Annotated in this window: 11 protein-coding genes; 3 read left to right on the top strand and 8 right to left on the bottom strand. The window is 62.2% G+C overall.

Annotated elements, in window-relative coordinates; genetic code table 11:
- Nucleotides 1–3: 3 nt before the first annotated feature.
- The 5 genes from ccoN to hemN form a co-directional block, all read right to left on the bottom strand.
- Nucleotides 4–1431, bottom strand: a complete 1428-nt coding sequence (gene ccoN / locus RV1423_RS07885; RefSeq protein ID WP_034295103.1) for a cytochrome-c oxidase, cbb3-type subunit I — start codon at nucleotides 1429–1431, stop codon at nucleotides 4–6.
- Between the two features lie 120 nt (nucleotides 1432–1551).
- A complete protein-coding gene (gene ccoS / locus RV1423_RS07880; RefSeq protein ID WP_051516555.1) occupies nucleotides 1552–1755 on the bottom strand; it encodes a cbb3-type cytochrome oxidase assembly protein CcoS in 204 nt (67 codons plus the stop codon).
- A gap of 6 nt (nucleotides 1756–1761) precedes the next feature.
- The gene (locus RV1423_RS07875; protein ID WP_051516554.1) at nucleotides 1762–4242 is read right to left on the bottom strand and encodes a heavy metal translocating P-type ATPase; all 2481 of its coding nucleotides are present in this window, start codon (nucleotides 4240–4242) and stop codon (nucleotides 1762–1764) included.
- Entirely contained in the window at nucleotides 4239–5021 is a 783-nt protein-coding gene (locus RV1423_RS07870) for a sulfite exporter TauE/SafE family protein (RefSeq protein ID WP_034295101.1), read from the bottom strand. Before RV1423_RS07870 ends, RV1423_RS07875 begins: the two co-directional genes overlap by 4 nt.
- Nucleotides 5022–5028: 7 nt before the next feature.
- The gene (gene hemN / locus RV1423_RS07865) at nucleotides 5029–6447 is read right to left on the bottom strand and encodes an oxygen-independent coproporphyrinogen III oxidase (protein WP_034295099.1); all 1419 of its coding nucleotides are present in this window, start codon (nucleotides 6445–6447) and stop codon (nucleotides 5029–5031) included.
- Between the two features lie 315 nt (nucleotides 6448–6762).
- Here hemN and RV1423_RS07860 point away from each other — a divergent pair, with 315 nt between their 5' ends.
- Nucleotides 6763–7380, top strand: a complete 618-nt coding sequence (locus tag RV1423_RS07860; RefSeq protein WP_034295097.1) for an OmpW family protein — start codon at nucleotides 6763–6765, stop codon at nucleotides 7378–7380.
- 279 nt (nucleotides 7381–7659) lie between these two features.
- A complete protein-coding gene (locus tag RV1423_RS07855) occupies nucleotides 7660–8760 on the top strand; it encodes a fatty acid desaturase (protein ID WP_231502087.1) in 1101 nt (366 codons plus the stop codon).
- 19 nt (nucleotides 8761–8779) lie between these two features.
- Here RV1423_RS07855 and RV1423_RS07850 read toward each other — a convergent pair whose 3' ends face one another.
- On the bottom strand, nucleotides 8780–11158 hold the full coding sequence (locus RV1423_RS07850; protein ID WP_034295094.1) for a DUF3141 domain-containing protein: 2379 nt from the start codon (nucleotides 11156–11158) through the stop codon (nucleotides 8780–8782).
- Between the two features lie 163 nt (nucleotides 11159–11321).
- Here RV1423_RS07850 and RV1423_RS07845 point away from each other — a divergent pair, with 163 nt between their 5' ends.
- On the top strand, nucleotides 11322–12182 hold the full coding sequence (locus RV1423_RS07845; RefSeq protein WP_034295091.1) for an HDOD domain-containing protein: 861 nt from the start codon (nucleotides 11322–11324) through the stop codon (nucleotides 12180–12182).
- A 53-nt stretch (nucleotides 12183–12235) separates the two neighbouring features.
- Here the strand turns inward: RV1423_RS07845 and RV1423_RS07840 are convergent, their stop codons facing one another.
- Together RV1423_RS07840 and RV1423_RS07835 are read right to left on the bottom strand one after the other, a co-directional pair.
- Nucleotides 12236–12532, bottom strand: a complete 297-nt coding sequence (locus RV1423_RS07840; protein ID WP_034295089.1) for a hypothetical protein — start codon at nucleotides 12530–12532, stop codon at nucleotides 12236–12238.
- Between the two features lie 131 nt (nucleotides 12533–12663).
- Nucleotides 12664–13971 (bottom strand): PepSY domain-containing protein, encoded by a 1308-nt coding sequence (locus tag RV1423_RS07835; protein ID WP_034295087.1) that lies wholly within the window; start codon nucleotides 13969–13971, stop codon nucleotides 12664–12666.
- Nucleotides 13972–13994: the final 23 nt, after the last annotated feature.

The following is a 13994-nucleotide window of genomic DNA, read 5'->3' as shown; positions in this document are numbered from 1 at the left end:
TGCTTAGGCGTGAGTAGTCGACAGTGCCGGAATCCGAGCCTCAACCGGCTGCGCGTCCCGCATCGTCTTGAACGTGTTGTAAGCCATCATCAGCATGCCCGACAGGTACAGCAGGCCACCGGTGAAACGGATCACATAGTATGGATACGTCGCCTTGACGCCTTCCACGAAGGTGTAGGTCAGCGTGCCATCGGCATTGACCGCGCGCCACATCAGGCCTTGCATCACGCCGGCGATCCACATCGAGGCGATATACAGCACCACGCCGATGGTCGCCACCCAGAAATGCAGGTCGACCAGGCGCATGCTCCACATCTCGCGCTTGCCGGACATGCGCGGGATCAGGTAATAGATCGAACCCATCGTGATGAAGCCGACCCAGCCCAGCGCGCCCGAGTGAACGTGAGCGATGCCCCAATCGGTGTAGTGCGACAAGGCGTTGACGGTCTTGATCGACATCATCGGTCCTTCGAACGTCGCCATGCCGTAGAACGACAGCGAGACGATCATGAACTTGAGCAGCGGATCCGAGCGCAGCTTGTGCCAGGCGCCCGACAAAGTCATGATGCCGTTGATCATGCCGCCCCACGATGGCGCGAGCAGGATCAGCGAGAACACCATGCCGAGAGATTGCGTCCAGTCGGGCAAGGCGGTGTAATGCAGATGGTGCGGACCGGCCCACATGTAGGTGAAGATCAGCGCCCAGAAGTGGACGATCGACAGGCGGTACGAATACACCGGCCGTTCGGCCTGCTTGGGAATGAAGTAGTACACCATGCCGAGATAACCGGCCGTCAGGATGAAGCCGACCGCGTTATGGCCGTACCACCACTGGATCATGGCGTCCTGCACCCCGGCGTAGGCGGAATACGACTTCCACATCGACACCGGCATGCTGGCGCCGTTGACGACGTGCAGCAAGGCCACCGCGATGATGTAGGCGCCGAAGAACCAGTTGGCGACGTAGATGTGCTTGACCTTGCGCTTGATCAGCGTGCCGAAGAACACCACCGCGTAGCTCACCCAGACCACGGTGATCAGCAACGCGATCGGCCATTCCAGCTCGGCGTATTCCTTGCCGCGCGTCAGGCCCATCGGCAAGGTGATGGCAGCCGACACCAGGACCAGTTGCCAGCCCCAGAACGTGAAGGCCGCCAGCTTGTCCGAAAACAGCCGCACCTGGCAGGTTCGCTGCACCACGTAATACGAGGTCGCAAACAGGCCGCAGATGCCGAACGCGAAAATCACCGCGTTGGTGTGCAGCGGACGCAGGCGACCATAAGTCAGCCAGGGAATGTCGAAATTGAGCGCCGGCCAGGCCAGTTGCGCTGCGATGAAGACACCGGCCAACATGCCGATGACGCCCCATACTACGGTGGCAATCGTGAACTGCTTGACCACCCTGTAGTTGTAATTGAGTTCTTTTTCCACACTCTCTCCCGGAATTTTTTGTCGAGATCCTGTCGCCGATCCCAAGGATTGGCGACAAGATACCCGAAGAGTAGATTTATGCCGCGCCGACGTCCTTGATGTGAATCAAACTGATGACGATCAATCGGCGCTTGCGTTGTTTTTCAAAACATCTTTATCGGCTTGCACAATTGGCGCGGGCGCCCTGTCGTCATCCTGCAGAATGCGCCAGCCCGGACTGACCAGATCGTCGAACTGGCCGCCGTCGGACATGCGAAAGAACAGCCAGATTGCCGCGAAGACCACGAAGATACTGAGAGGAACGAGCAGATAAAGGGCTTCCATGCCGGGTCATCCTTGCCGGTGAATGTTGCGCGTGTTCTGTGTGTTGCGCGAGCGGCGCAGGCGCAAGGCATTGAGGACCACCACCACCGAGCTGAGCGACATGCCGATGCCGGACAGCCAGGGATTGAGCCAACCCAGCGCCGCGGCCGGTATCGCCACGACGTTGTAGAGCGTGGCCCAGGCCAGGTTCTGGCGGATGATCGAGAGCGCCCGGGCGGCGACCTTGTCGGCCTCGCACAGCGAGGACAGCGTTCCCGACAGCAGCACGCAATCGGCATGGGTCTGCGCCAGCGCCGCGCCGTTGCCCATGGCGAAGGAGACATCCGCCGCACGCAGCACGGCGGCGTCGTTGATGCCGTCGCCGACCATCGCCACTACCGCGCCGCCTTGCTGCAGGCGCTGGACAAAGGATAGTTTGCTTTCCGGCAGGCAATCGCCGAGCGCGGTCGGAATACCCAGCCTGTCCGCCACGCGCTGCGTCACTTCATGGCGATCGCCGCTGAGCAGGACGATGCTCTTGCCCTGTTTGTGGAAATGGCTGACCACCGCCTGCGCTTCGGGCCGTATCGCGTCGGCGATGTCGAAGCGCGCCAGCCAGCCGTTGGTGGAGGCGAGGAAGACGTAACTGGCTTCGGCCTCGGTTTCGGCATCGGCTGCCGGCATGGTCGACGCCGTGGGGATGAGGGCATGGACAAAAGCGAAATTCCCCAGGCGGCAGAGCACGCCGTCGACGATCGCTTCCAGTCCCTGGCCGGGCGCGTGGCGCAGGGCCGTGGCTTCCGCAGCGGCAAGTCCTTCAGCCGCCTTCAATATGGTCTGCGCCAGCGGATGCATGCTGGAGCACTCCATGGCGGCGGCGATGCGCAGACAGTCCGTCGCCGACAGCGCGCCGAGCGGCACGATTTCTTGCAGCGCGGGCTTGCCTGTGGTCAGCGTGCCGGTTTTGTCGAAGACGATGTGCGTGGCGCGATGCAGCGTCTCCAGCACATGTGGTTGCACCACCAGGATGCCTTGTCGCAACAAGCGGTCGGTCGCCGCCGCCAGCGCGGTCGGCGTGGCCAGCGACAAGGCGCATGGGCACGACACCACCAGCACGGCGATCGCCACCGGCCAGGCGCGCGCCGGATCGACCATCTGCCATGCGAAAAACACGGCTACCGATAACAACAGCAAGCACGCCACGAACCACGCCGCGACGCGATCGGCCCACAAGGCCAGTTGCGGCTTGGCCTGCCCGGCCCGGTTGACCAGCCTGACCAGCACCGACAATGTACTGTCGCCGACGCTGCGCGTGACTTTCGCCAGCAACGCCTGCGCCACATTGACCGCGCCGCCGGGAATGGCGTCGCCGACGATGCGGTTCTGCGGCCGGCTTTCGCCGGTCAGCAGCGACAGATCAACGGACGATTCGCCTTCGATCACGGTGCAGTCGGCCGGCAAGGCGTCGCCCGGGCGCACCAGGATCACGTCGCCCTCGCGCAACTGCGTCGCCGCCACCAGCTCGGTTGTGCGCTGCGGATAATCCGCCATCAGCAAGGCCGAGGCCGGCAACGATTGCTGCAGGTTGTCCAGCGCCGACGCCGCCTTGCGCCGCGCCGTCAGTTCCAGGTAGCGGCTGCACAGCAACAGGAAAATGAACATCGTCACCGAATCGAAATACACCGCGCCCTCGCCGCGCCACGTCGCCAGCGCGCTGCCCGCGAACGCGGCGGCGATGCCCAGCGCCACCGGCACGTCCATGCCCGGCGCGCGATTGCGGATGTCGCGCCAGGCGCCGAAGAAGAACGGCTGCGCCGAATACGCCAGCGCCGGCACGGTCAGCAGCAAGCCGGCCCAACGCATCAGGCCGGCCATGTCGGCATCCATGCCACCCTCGCCGGCGAGGTAGATCGGCACGGCATACATCATCACCTGCATCATCGACAGACCGGCGATGAAGAGTTGGCGAAACAGCGTCTTGCGCTCGCGCTCAAGCTGCTCGCCATGCTGTACCGGATCGTAGGGATAGGCCGCGTAGCCGATGGCGCGCATGGCGGCGAGGATATCGCTGGGCTTGCACGCGCCGACGCGCCAGCGCACCAGCAGGCGTTCGGTGACCGCGTTGACTTCCGCGCTCACGATGCCCGGCAGGCGCGCCAGGCGCGATTCGATCAGGAAAATACAGGCGGCGCAGCGGATATTGCGGACCGAGTAGACGGCTTCGCCGATGTCCGCATCCATGCCGGCTTCCGCCTGTTCACTGTCGTACAGGCGTAATTCGGGCGGCGCCAGGTCCTGCGCCGAGACCGTCGCCGCAAAGCCGCTGCGCGTCGCGTAATAATTTGAAAATCCATTGTCGACGATGCTTTGCGCCACCGCCTCGCAGCCCGGGCAGCACATGGCGCGCTCGACGCCGTCGATGACGACGCGCCACGAAGCCCCCTCGTCGACCGGCAAGCCGCAATGAAAACAGACGGCATCAACCACGCCGCGCTCGACCGGAATCATGGCGCCCCCACGCTATGGACGGGGCTCACGCACAGCGCCGCGAGCCAATCCGGCGTCAGGCCGTGGGTGGCGCGCAGCAGCCCGAACACGCCGAACAGCAACACAATCATTCCGCTTGCCACGCGCACGCCGCGGCGCTGCAACACGCTGCGCAACTGCGCGCCGAACACGCCGGCAGCCAGCAATACCGGCAGCGTGCCAAGGCCGAACGCCAGCATTACCGCCGCGCCCGATGCCGCCGAGCCGCTCAGCATCGCCGTCAGCAAGACGCTGTAGACCATCCCGCACGGTAGCCAGCCCCACAGACTGCCGGCCAGCACCAGCTTGAGCGAACTGTCCAGCGGCAGCAGCAGACCGGTCAGCGGCCGTATGCGTTTCCAGAGAATCTGGCCGATCGCCTCCAGCCGCGTCAGGCCGCGCCAGGCATCCATCAGGTACAGGCCCAGGGCCACCAGCATCAGATGCGCCAGCACATAGGCACCGGTTTGCCAGACGATCATGCCGGGCAACAGGCGTACGCCGCCGGCAAGACCGCCCGCCAGCGCGCCTGCGGTTGCATAGCTGCCGATGCGGCCCAGATTGTAGGAAAGCGTGCGCGCCAGTACGGAATTGGCGGCATTCGCGGAACCCGCGATCTCGTTCCTGACCGCCACGGGAAACGCGCGCACCGGCGCCGGCGCCAGCGAAAACGCGCCGACGATGCCGCCGCACATGCCGATGCAATGCACGCTGCCGAGCAGGCCGATCATGAATACGGGAAGCAGGCTCAAGCTGCTCATGGCGCGCTCAAATGGTTTTGGAGTAACGTTGTTCCGTCGGCTTGGTGTGCAGATAGCGGTCGAACACCATGCAGATATTGCGGATCAGCAGACGGCCCTTCATCGTGACGGTAATCCACTCCTCGTCGATCAGCACCAGGCCGTCCTCCTCAAGCTTGCGCAATTCTTCCAGTTCGCTCTGGAAATACGACGCAAACGTGATCGGATACGCCGTCTCGATGGAGGCGATCGATAACTCGAAATTGCACATCAGGCGCTGGATGATCAGGCGACGCAACACGTCGTCCATGTTCAGGCGTATCCCGCGCACGATGGGCAGCTCGTTCTTGTCGATGGCGTCGTAGTAGGCTTCGAGCGTCTTGACGTTCTGGCTGTAAGTCGAGGCGACGGCGCTGATGGCCGACACGCCGCAGGCCACCATGTCCGATTCGGCATGGGTGGAATAGCCCTGGAAGTTGCGATGCAAACGCCCCTGCTGTTGCGCCACCGCAAGGTCGTCGGTCGGCAATGCGAAGTGGTCCATCCCGATGTAGACGTAACCGGCTTCCGTCAGGCGGCGAATGCTCAGCGCCAGCATGTCGAGCTTGGCTTCGGCGCCCGGCAGATGCTGTTCGAGGATGCGGCGCTGCGGCTTGAACAGATGCGGCAGATGCGCGTAGTTGTACAGCGATATGCGGTCGGGCCTGGCGCGGACCACCTTGGCCAGGGTCTGCGCCATGCTGATGACATTCTGTCCCGGCAAGCCGTAGATCAGGTCGATGCTGACCGAACGGAACCGTTCCTGGCGCGCGACGTCGATGATGTCCAGCGTCAGATGTTCCGGCTGGATGCGGTTGACGGCCTTCTGCACCAGCGGATCGAAATCCTGCACGCCGAGGCTGAGGCGGTTGAAACCTTGCCGGCGCAGGCTGGCGACGCGCTCGGCGGAGACCGTGCGCGGATCGACTTCGATCGAGTATTCGCCGGCCTCATCTTCCGCGAAACGGAACCAGCGATGCAAATGCGTCATCAGGTCGGCCATTTGCGCGTCCGAGATGTAGGTGGGCGTGCCGCCGCCCAGATGCAGTTGCTCGACGTGGTTCATGCCGTCGAACAGCTTGCCCTGCATTTCGATCTCGTGCTTGAGGTAGCTCAGGTAAGTCGCCGCCTTGTCGCGATTCTTGGTGATGATCTTGTTGCAGGCGCAGTAGTAGCAAATGTTCTCGCAAAACGGGATATGCACATAGAGCGACAAGGGATTGCGGCTGCCGCGCGTGCGCAGCCCCGCCACCGCCTGCAGGTAATCGCGATAGCCAAAAGTGTCGACAAAGCGATCCGCGGTCGGATAGGAAGTGTATCGTGGGCCGGACTGGCTCATTTTGCGCACCAATTGTGCGTCGAATTCGACAGATGGCCCGGCGACCATTGGTATAGCGGATGCCACCATAATTGTTTAGCTCCAGATGCGGCCGCAGCGGAAAACGCGAAGACAAAGATAACAAGGAGGCTGCGAGCCTGGCCCCGCCAGTGTAGGGATTCTCCTACACACATACCTTGACCTACATCAAAATGCGCGCAAACGCAGTCTATATAAGGCATATCCGACCGTAATCATGCACGTCGCCCAGGCAATGCGAGCCGCTTCTTTTCGTTTTTTGATCGACATCAAATCTTTTCCCTTTCTTCAAGCGTACATTTCGCTGCGTCGCAACTTCATTCACAAATGCGCTTTTCGTCGATAGAAAAGTGTGGGGAAATCATTATGAAAAAGATCGCAATGCTGTTGGCCCTGGCCGGGACCGTTACCGCTTCTCCTTTTGTCGCAGCGCAAGAAAGCCCTTGGCTGGTGCGCGTGCGCGCCGTCAATCTCAGTCCTGACAACAAGTCCGATCCGGTCGGCGGCGTCGGCGCCTCGGATCGCCTGAGCGTCAGCTCCAAGACCATTCCGGAAGTCGACATCAGTTATTTCTTCACCCCCAACTGGGCGGCGGAGCTGGTCCTGACCTATCCGCAAAAGCATGACGTCCGTCTCGACGGCCAGAACATCGGCAGCTTCAAGCAACTGCCGCCGACGCTGCTGGCGCAGTACCATTTCACGCCCTCGTCGCTGATCAGCCCATATGTCGGCGCCGGTATCAACTACACCCGCATCTCCGATGTGACCCTGCTCAACGGCGGCGCGCGTCTTGAAAACCACAGCATCGGCCCGGCGTTGCAAGTCGGCATGGACGTCAAGTTCGACCGCAACTGGTCGCTCAACTTCGATATCAAGAAAGTGCAGATCCGCAGCGACGTGCTGGCGGCCAACGGCGGCGCCAAGCTGAGCACGGTGAAGATCGATCCGTGGCTGATCGGCGTGGGCGTGGGTTACCGCTTCTGACCATGAGGGTTTGACGGGGCTGCTTGTTGACGCCGCTGGGTCCCGGCGTTCGCCGGGACGACGGAGGAAATGTGACGATCTCCGGATGAATGACTGTCGGCGATGTTTTTCCAAGCCTTCATCGCCTTGTTCATCGTTGTGCGTTGAAGTCATTCTCAACGTCAAAAACATAGCCATTCGTCCCGGCGAACGCCGGGATCCAATAGTGCCGCAAAAAGCCGCCGACCGACATCCACTCGTATAAAGAAACGCCACAACAACGTTTTAAGGTTTTATCTCATGCAACATCCCGACACCGTTTTGCCCCCCATCAATCCGCATGCGCCCATGCCGCACCGGAAAATCATCCGCTCCTGGCTCGAACCCATCGTCGCGCGCAGCACGCCGCTGGCGATTGCGCTGGTGGTGCTGGACTTTTTCCTGTTCGGCCTGTCGCTGACGGCGACCGTGTGGGTGTCCAACATCGTCGCCAAAGTCTTGCTGGGCATGCTGACCGGTTTCATCATCGGCCGCCTGTTCATCCTTGGCCATGATGCCAGCCATCAAAGTTTCACGGTGCATCGCCGGCTTAACACCTGGCTCGGCCGGCTGGTGTTCATGCCGTCGCTGACGCCCTACAGCCTGTGGTCGGTCGGCCATAACGTCGTGCATCACGGCTACACCAACCTCAAGGGTTTCGATTTCGTCTGGCAACCGCGCTCGCTGGAAGAATTCCGCGCCCTGCCGCGCTGGCGCCAGAAGCTGGAGCGCATCTACCGCAGCGGCTGGACGCCGTGGCTGTACTACATGGTGGATATGTGGTGGAAGAGGATGTATTTCCCCTCGCGCCGGCAGATGCCGACGCGGCGCGCCGAATTCACCTGGGACGGCGTGCTGGTCACCGCGGTTGCCGCAATCTGGATCGGCGGCCTGGCGTTTGCCGCCCAGGCCAGCGGACAATCGTTCTGGGTCTTGCTGCTGACCGCCTTCGTGGTGCCGATATTGTTCTGGAAAGCCATGATCGGCTTCGTCGTGTACGTCCACCATACCCACACCAGCGTGGCCTGGTACAAGGACAAGTCGGAATGGGCGGCCGCACAGCCTTTCGTGTCGACCACCGTGCACCTGACCTTCCGTCACGGCATCGGCGCGGCGCTGCATCACATCATGGAGCACACCGCTCATCACGTCGACATGAGCGTGCCTTTATATCGCCTCAAAAAGGCGCAGAAAATGCTGGAGACCATGCTGCCCGGCCGCATCGTGATCCAGAAATTTTCCTGGCGCTGGTATTTCGACACGGCGCGTCGTTGCAAGCTGTACGACTTCGATCGCCTGTGCTGGACGGATTTCAAGGGTCGCCCGACGAGCGTCCCGTTAAGGGTTGTGGAAGCGGCTTAGCGGTGGGCATACCGTAGTACTAAGCCGCCTTTGCTGCCGTCTTGCCCCGCGGCTTGACGGCAGCCTTTTTTACACCGGCCTTGGCCTTCGTTGCCTTGGCTTTCAGCGGCGCCCTGGGCGCCGCTTTTGCTTTCGGCTTCGCGATTTTCGTCTCCGGCTTTTCCAGCGCATCGGTCAGCTTGCGCGCCAGTCCGATCACGCGTTGCGGATTCACGCCCAGGGTGCCGATCAGGAATTCGATGATCTCGGACCTGGGATTGGCCAGCGTCGGTTCGATCATCATCACCGCCGCCGACACCGCCAGCGCGCGCTCGCGCGTGGCCGTGTCGGGCAATATCTGCTCCAGCGCGTTCAGGGCTTCCACCGGCGCCACCGCCGTGATGCGCGCCTGATCCTTGAGCAATTGCACCCAGTTGGTCTTGGACGAGACGCTCGCATGCATCGGCAATTGCGCCAGCAGGCGCGCCAGGCGCAGGCTGCGGCGTTCAAAGGCGCCGATCGAGATCATTCCTGCCACCACGATGCGGCATACGGCTTCGGCGAATCCGCCTTCGGTGATATGCGCCAGCGCCGATTCGCGATAGGCCTCCAGCTCGCGCAAGGCGCGCTCATGCGCCACCACCGCGTCGGGTTCATGCGGTTTGAGCCAGGCGCCCAGACCGTTGGGACCGAACAGTTGGCGCGTCGTCCTGACCGTGCGCGCATCGCGGCGATCGCGATAGGTGTTCAGCTCCTCGGTGATCTGCCGGGCCATCTTCTTTTCCAGTTGCTTGAGCGGATGGTCGTCGCCGACGCTCGCGCGATGGGCCCGCGCCTCGGCGGCTTGCCGGCGGATGAATGGCGCCAGCGGGAAGCTGTCCGAGAACAACTGACGCTGCATGCGCAGCGGATTGAGCTTGACCATGGCGTCGGCGACTTCACGCGTGGCGGTCATTTTCACCCACGGACGCACATAGGTCTTGTAGAGATTGGCGTTGAACTCCGACCATTGCGCGATGGTGGAAAACATTGCCTCTTCTTCGCGGCCTTCCGGATTGATCTTGCGGATGTCTTCCATGGTGCGGTGCTGGTAATGCACCGTATAGTCGCCCGGCTCCAGTTCGTCCCAACGCTGCTCGTCTTTGCCGGCCTTGGCTTCGAGCTTCATTTCGTACAGGCCGGGCGGCAGGCTTTCGATCACATCGAGCGAGGTGACGAGCTGGTCGTGCTCCTTCAGCGCAATCGAACCGCCGACGAAGATGCCGAGATGGCCGACGCTCTCGTGCAGCACATAAATGATGGTGCGCCCGGCGGCGGCAATGGCGCGCTCGTCGCCCCAGGTATCGATGATCCAGTTCAGCGCCTGCGGCGGCGGCGTGATGTTGTCGCCCCAGGAGGCGAACACCACGATCGGCGCGGTGATATTGCGCAGGTCGATCGGTTTGCCGCCGACCACCATCTCGCCGCGCGCAAGCTTGTTGCCGACGAACAGGTTTTCGACGATGGATTCGATCTCGCTGCCGGTCATGCGGAAGTAGCCGCCCCACCAGCGCTCGAATTCGAGGAAACGCTCGGCTTCGGTGTCGACGCCGGACCAGAGGTTGTAATACTTGTTCCACCAGGTGTTGGCGGGATTGAGCTTTTCAAAATTCTCGACCAGGGAGGCGCCGTCGAAACGGTCGGCGCCGAGGTCGCTGGTCAGCGACGCCAGCCAGGAACCGCCCAGCGAGGCGCCGCTGTACCGCATCGGGTTCAGCGTCGAGCTGCCGGCCCAGTAGGACACCGGCGCGCCGACCATCATCAGCGGGCCGAACAGCTCGGGCCGCCGCGCATCCAGGGCCATCATGGCCCAGCCGGCCTGGCAGTTGCCGATCACGACCGGCTTGGCCTGGCATTGCGGATGACGCCGGATGACTTCCTCGATGAACAGCGCTTCGGTATCCATCACGGTCAGCAGCGTCTGGCCGTCTTCCGGCTCGGGCCGGAACGTGACGAAATACACGGTGTGTCCGGCGCGCATGGCCATGCCGACTTCCGAATCGAACTTGAAGCCGCCGATGCCCGGGCCATGCCCGGCGCGCGGATCGACCACAATCACCGGGCGCGCGTCCGGCTTGACCGGCATGTCGGCCGGCGGTTGCAGGCGCAGCAAGGCGTAATTGCAGGGATTGGGCAGGTCGTGCCCGTCCATGACCAGTTCATGGTCGAACTTCAGCAATGGCGGCGTGCCCTGGTCCAGATGCTCCAGGTAATTGTTGCCGCGGTCGAGCAAGGTGTCGAGGAATAAAAAGGTGCGCTGCATGGCGTCCGTCAGATAAGCATTGACGTCGCCCAATTGCGGCATTCCCAATGCAGGAACGGCCGGCGATGCGGCTTCCTGGTCTTGCCGGGTTGCTGCCGGTGTCTTGCGCGTTGCCATGAGTCCACTCCTGATTGATGGGATATACAACATTCTCGACCATCATACCGATAAAGAGACGATTAAAATGCATGATCTCTGCGACAATAAAACCGTAATTCTCTTGATTGAGTGCAGAACTTGTGAAGTCAGCGTTACCGAATCGATACAAAGGGAACATCGCATGGAACTGAAGAACCTCGTTGACCAGCCCAACAAGCTGCCCACCGTCCCCAAGGTCGTACAGCAACTCATCGAGAGCTTCAATTCCGAAGACATCTCCGCAGCCGAAATTGCGCATCTCATCGCCAGCGACCCCGCCTTGGCCGCCAAATTGTTGCGCCTGGCCAATTCCGCCTACTTCCACGTCTCGCGCACGGTCGGCACCGTCGACGATGCGCTGCGCATGCTCGGTTTCGTGATGGTACGTAACCTGGTGCTGGGCAACGGCATGGTCGCCGCGTTCAAGAACACCAAGGGCATGGACTTGCAGCAGTTCTGGCGCTACAACCTGTACACCGCCTGCGCGGCGCGCTGGCTGGCGCAAAAAGGCGGAGACAACGGCGACACCGCATTCACGCTGGGCATGATGCACGGCATCGGGCAGTTGCAACTGCATGCCGTCGCGCCGGCCGAAGTGATGCCGCTGGACAAGGAAATGAACGTGCTGGACGCTGGACGCGCCGCGCTGGAAAAAGAGAAACTCGGCTTCCACTATGCCGATGTCTCCGCCGAACTGGCGAAGATATGGAACTTCCCGGAGTCGCTGTCAACCGCCCTGAAGGACATCCCCGCCCCGCTTGCATCCACCCCGATCAACAAAGCCGCCGCCTGGGTCCACCTCGGCGCCTGGCGCGCCCGCGCCGAAGTGCTGGAGCTGAGCGATGAAGAAATGACCGAGGGCTATCCAACGATTATCGGCAAACGCCTGAACGTCGACGCCGGTTGGGTGCCGGCGCTGGTGGCGCATGCCAAGGATCGCGCCGACCGGGCGATGCCGCCGTTGAATGAGCTGACGGCCGGGCTGGATGCGATGCTGGAGTGATGCCTGGCCGCGGCCGGCGGTTCCGATGCTGTCAGGGCCGGGCTTCCGTATACTCAGGTCCGGTCAGGCAACGAATACGGATGAACCAGAACCAGATTGCCCCCTGCCGGGAGGATCGCCACTTGCGAGGAACGCTGCCGGATGTCTTCTTCCGACCAGTCCTCCCTCGGACATCTTCCGCCCCAGATTTGGACATGTACCGGACGCGGATCGTCGGGATGCTGTCCTTTCCACGAAATTTCCAGCGAGCTTTCCGGGGAAAATTCGAGAACCAGGGAACTCGCCGCCACCGGCGTGAGCTGCCCCTTGTCATCGACGATGAACGCCTTGATTTGCTTGCTATCAGTCATATCCGTATCCAGAAATAATATTGAAAGATGCCCGCCCCATAAGAGGGGCATGGCGCTCTCTCAGAGTGGAATACGCGCTTTTTGGTTTCGCATCTGAGCCCGTATTTCGACATTCCGGACGATGGCCGCGCTCAGGACAGCGATGCGCTTTGTCCTCCGCCCGCATTTCCTTCGTCTCTCGCCTCTGCCTTTGCCTTTGCCGTTACTTGCGGCGCGGCTGCACGGGCTTGCTCCATGGCCTTGATCTTTTGCCGCACGCGCGCCTGGCGCTTGCGCAACCAGATCGCCACGCCGGTGACGCTAAGCATGGCGACCATGGCGCCCATCAGCGAGATCAGGATGCGCCCCGGCACGCCGAGGATGCGGCCCGAATGCAGCGGAAACTGCGCCTGCATGAACAGGTCGCCGGCGCTGCCCGTGCCGGGGATCTTCGCGCCTTCCGGCTTGCCGGTGGCGGCGTCGTAGTACAGCCAGGCGTTGCCGAGGCCGATGTCGCCGTGGTCGTTGCCGGGCGCGAAGAAACCGACGCCGTACAAGCCGAACATGGATGAATAGAACACGCCGCCGGCCGGCACCTCAAAGCCACGGCGCCTGCCCTCTTCGCTCGCCATTCGCACCACTTGTTCGCGCGTGATCTTCGGCTGCGCGACCTTGTCCGCCGCGACCGGTACACGCGTGTCGAACGCGGTCGGCGTCACGGTCGAGAATACCTTGATGATCGGTCGCATGACCTGGCGGTCGAGGTTCATCGACACCGAGGTCACGGCGAGGATCAGCAGCAGGATCCAGACCCAGACGCCGCCGGAACGATGCAGGTCGAAATTGAGCTTGTGGCCGCCCTCTTTCCAGCGAAACGCGAACGACTTGCGCCAGCTTTTCCAATTGGGAAAAGACAGCCACAGCGCAATGAAGCAATCCAGCGCCCAGACGATGCCGACCAGGCCCATGAGCCAGATGCCAAGCTCGATGCCGCCGACCTCCGGCAGGTGCATGGTGTAGTGCAGCTTGTAGAGGAAAGGCAGCAGGTTTTCTCGGCTCAGCGAGATGGCGCCCCACATGCGCCGGCCCTGGATGTCGGCGCTGACGGGATCGACCGCGATCTGGTTGTAGCCGAGCGCATAGGGTTTGCCGGTGGCCGGGTCGAGGCGCGGCTCGACCATCATGGGAATGGTGTGGCCGGGTTCGCTTTCGGTCAGGACATAGGTGACGCGCAGCGTCGGTTCTTTTGCTTCGACGATGTTGGCCAGTTCCAGTCCGGGCCTGGGAGTGCCGGAAAAGCCGCCGGCCACCGCGCTGCCGGCGTGGAACAGCGTCGGATTGAGCAAGGCGTCGAGTTCGTGATCCCAGGAAATGATCGCTCCGGTGGCGCCGGAGATGAACAGGAACACGGCCACGCCAAGGCCGAACCAGCGGTGAAGAAGAACTAAAACAACACGCATAAAATCGCTTCAAAAAAACGCCG

This window comes from Herbaspirillum sp. RV1423 (assembly GCF_000577615.1).
Lineage (GTDB): Bacteria > Pseudomonadota > Gammaproteobacteria > Burkholderiales > Burkholderiaceae_D > Herbaspirillum.
Note: the sequence above shows the minus strand (reverse complement) of the source record. Positions and strands in the feature narration are given on the sequence as shown.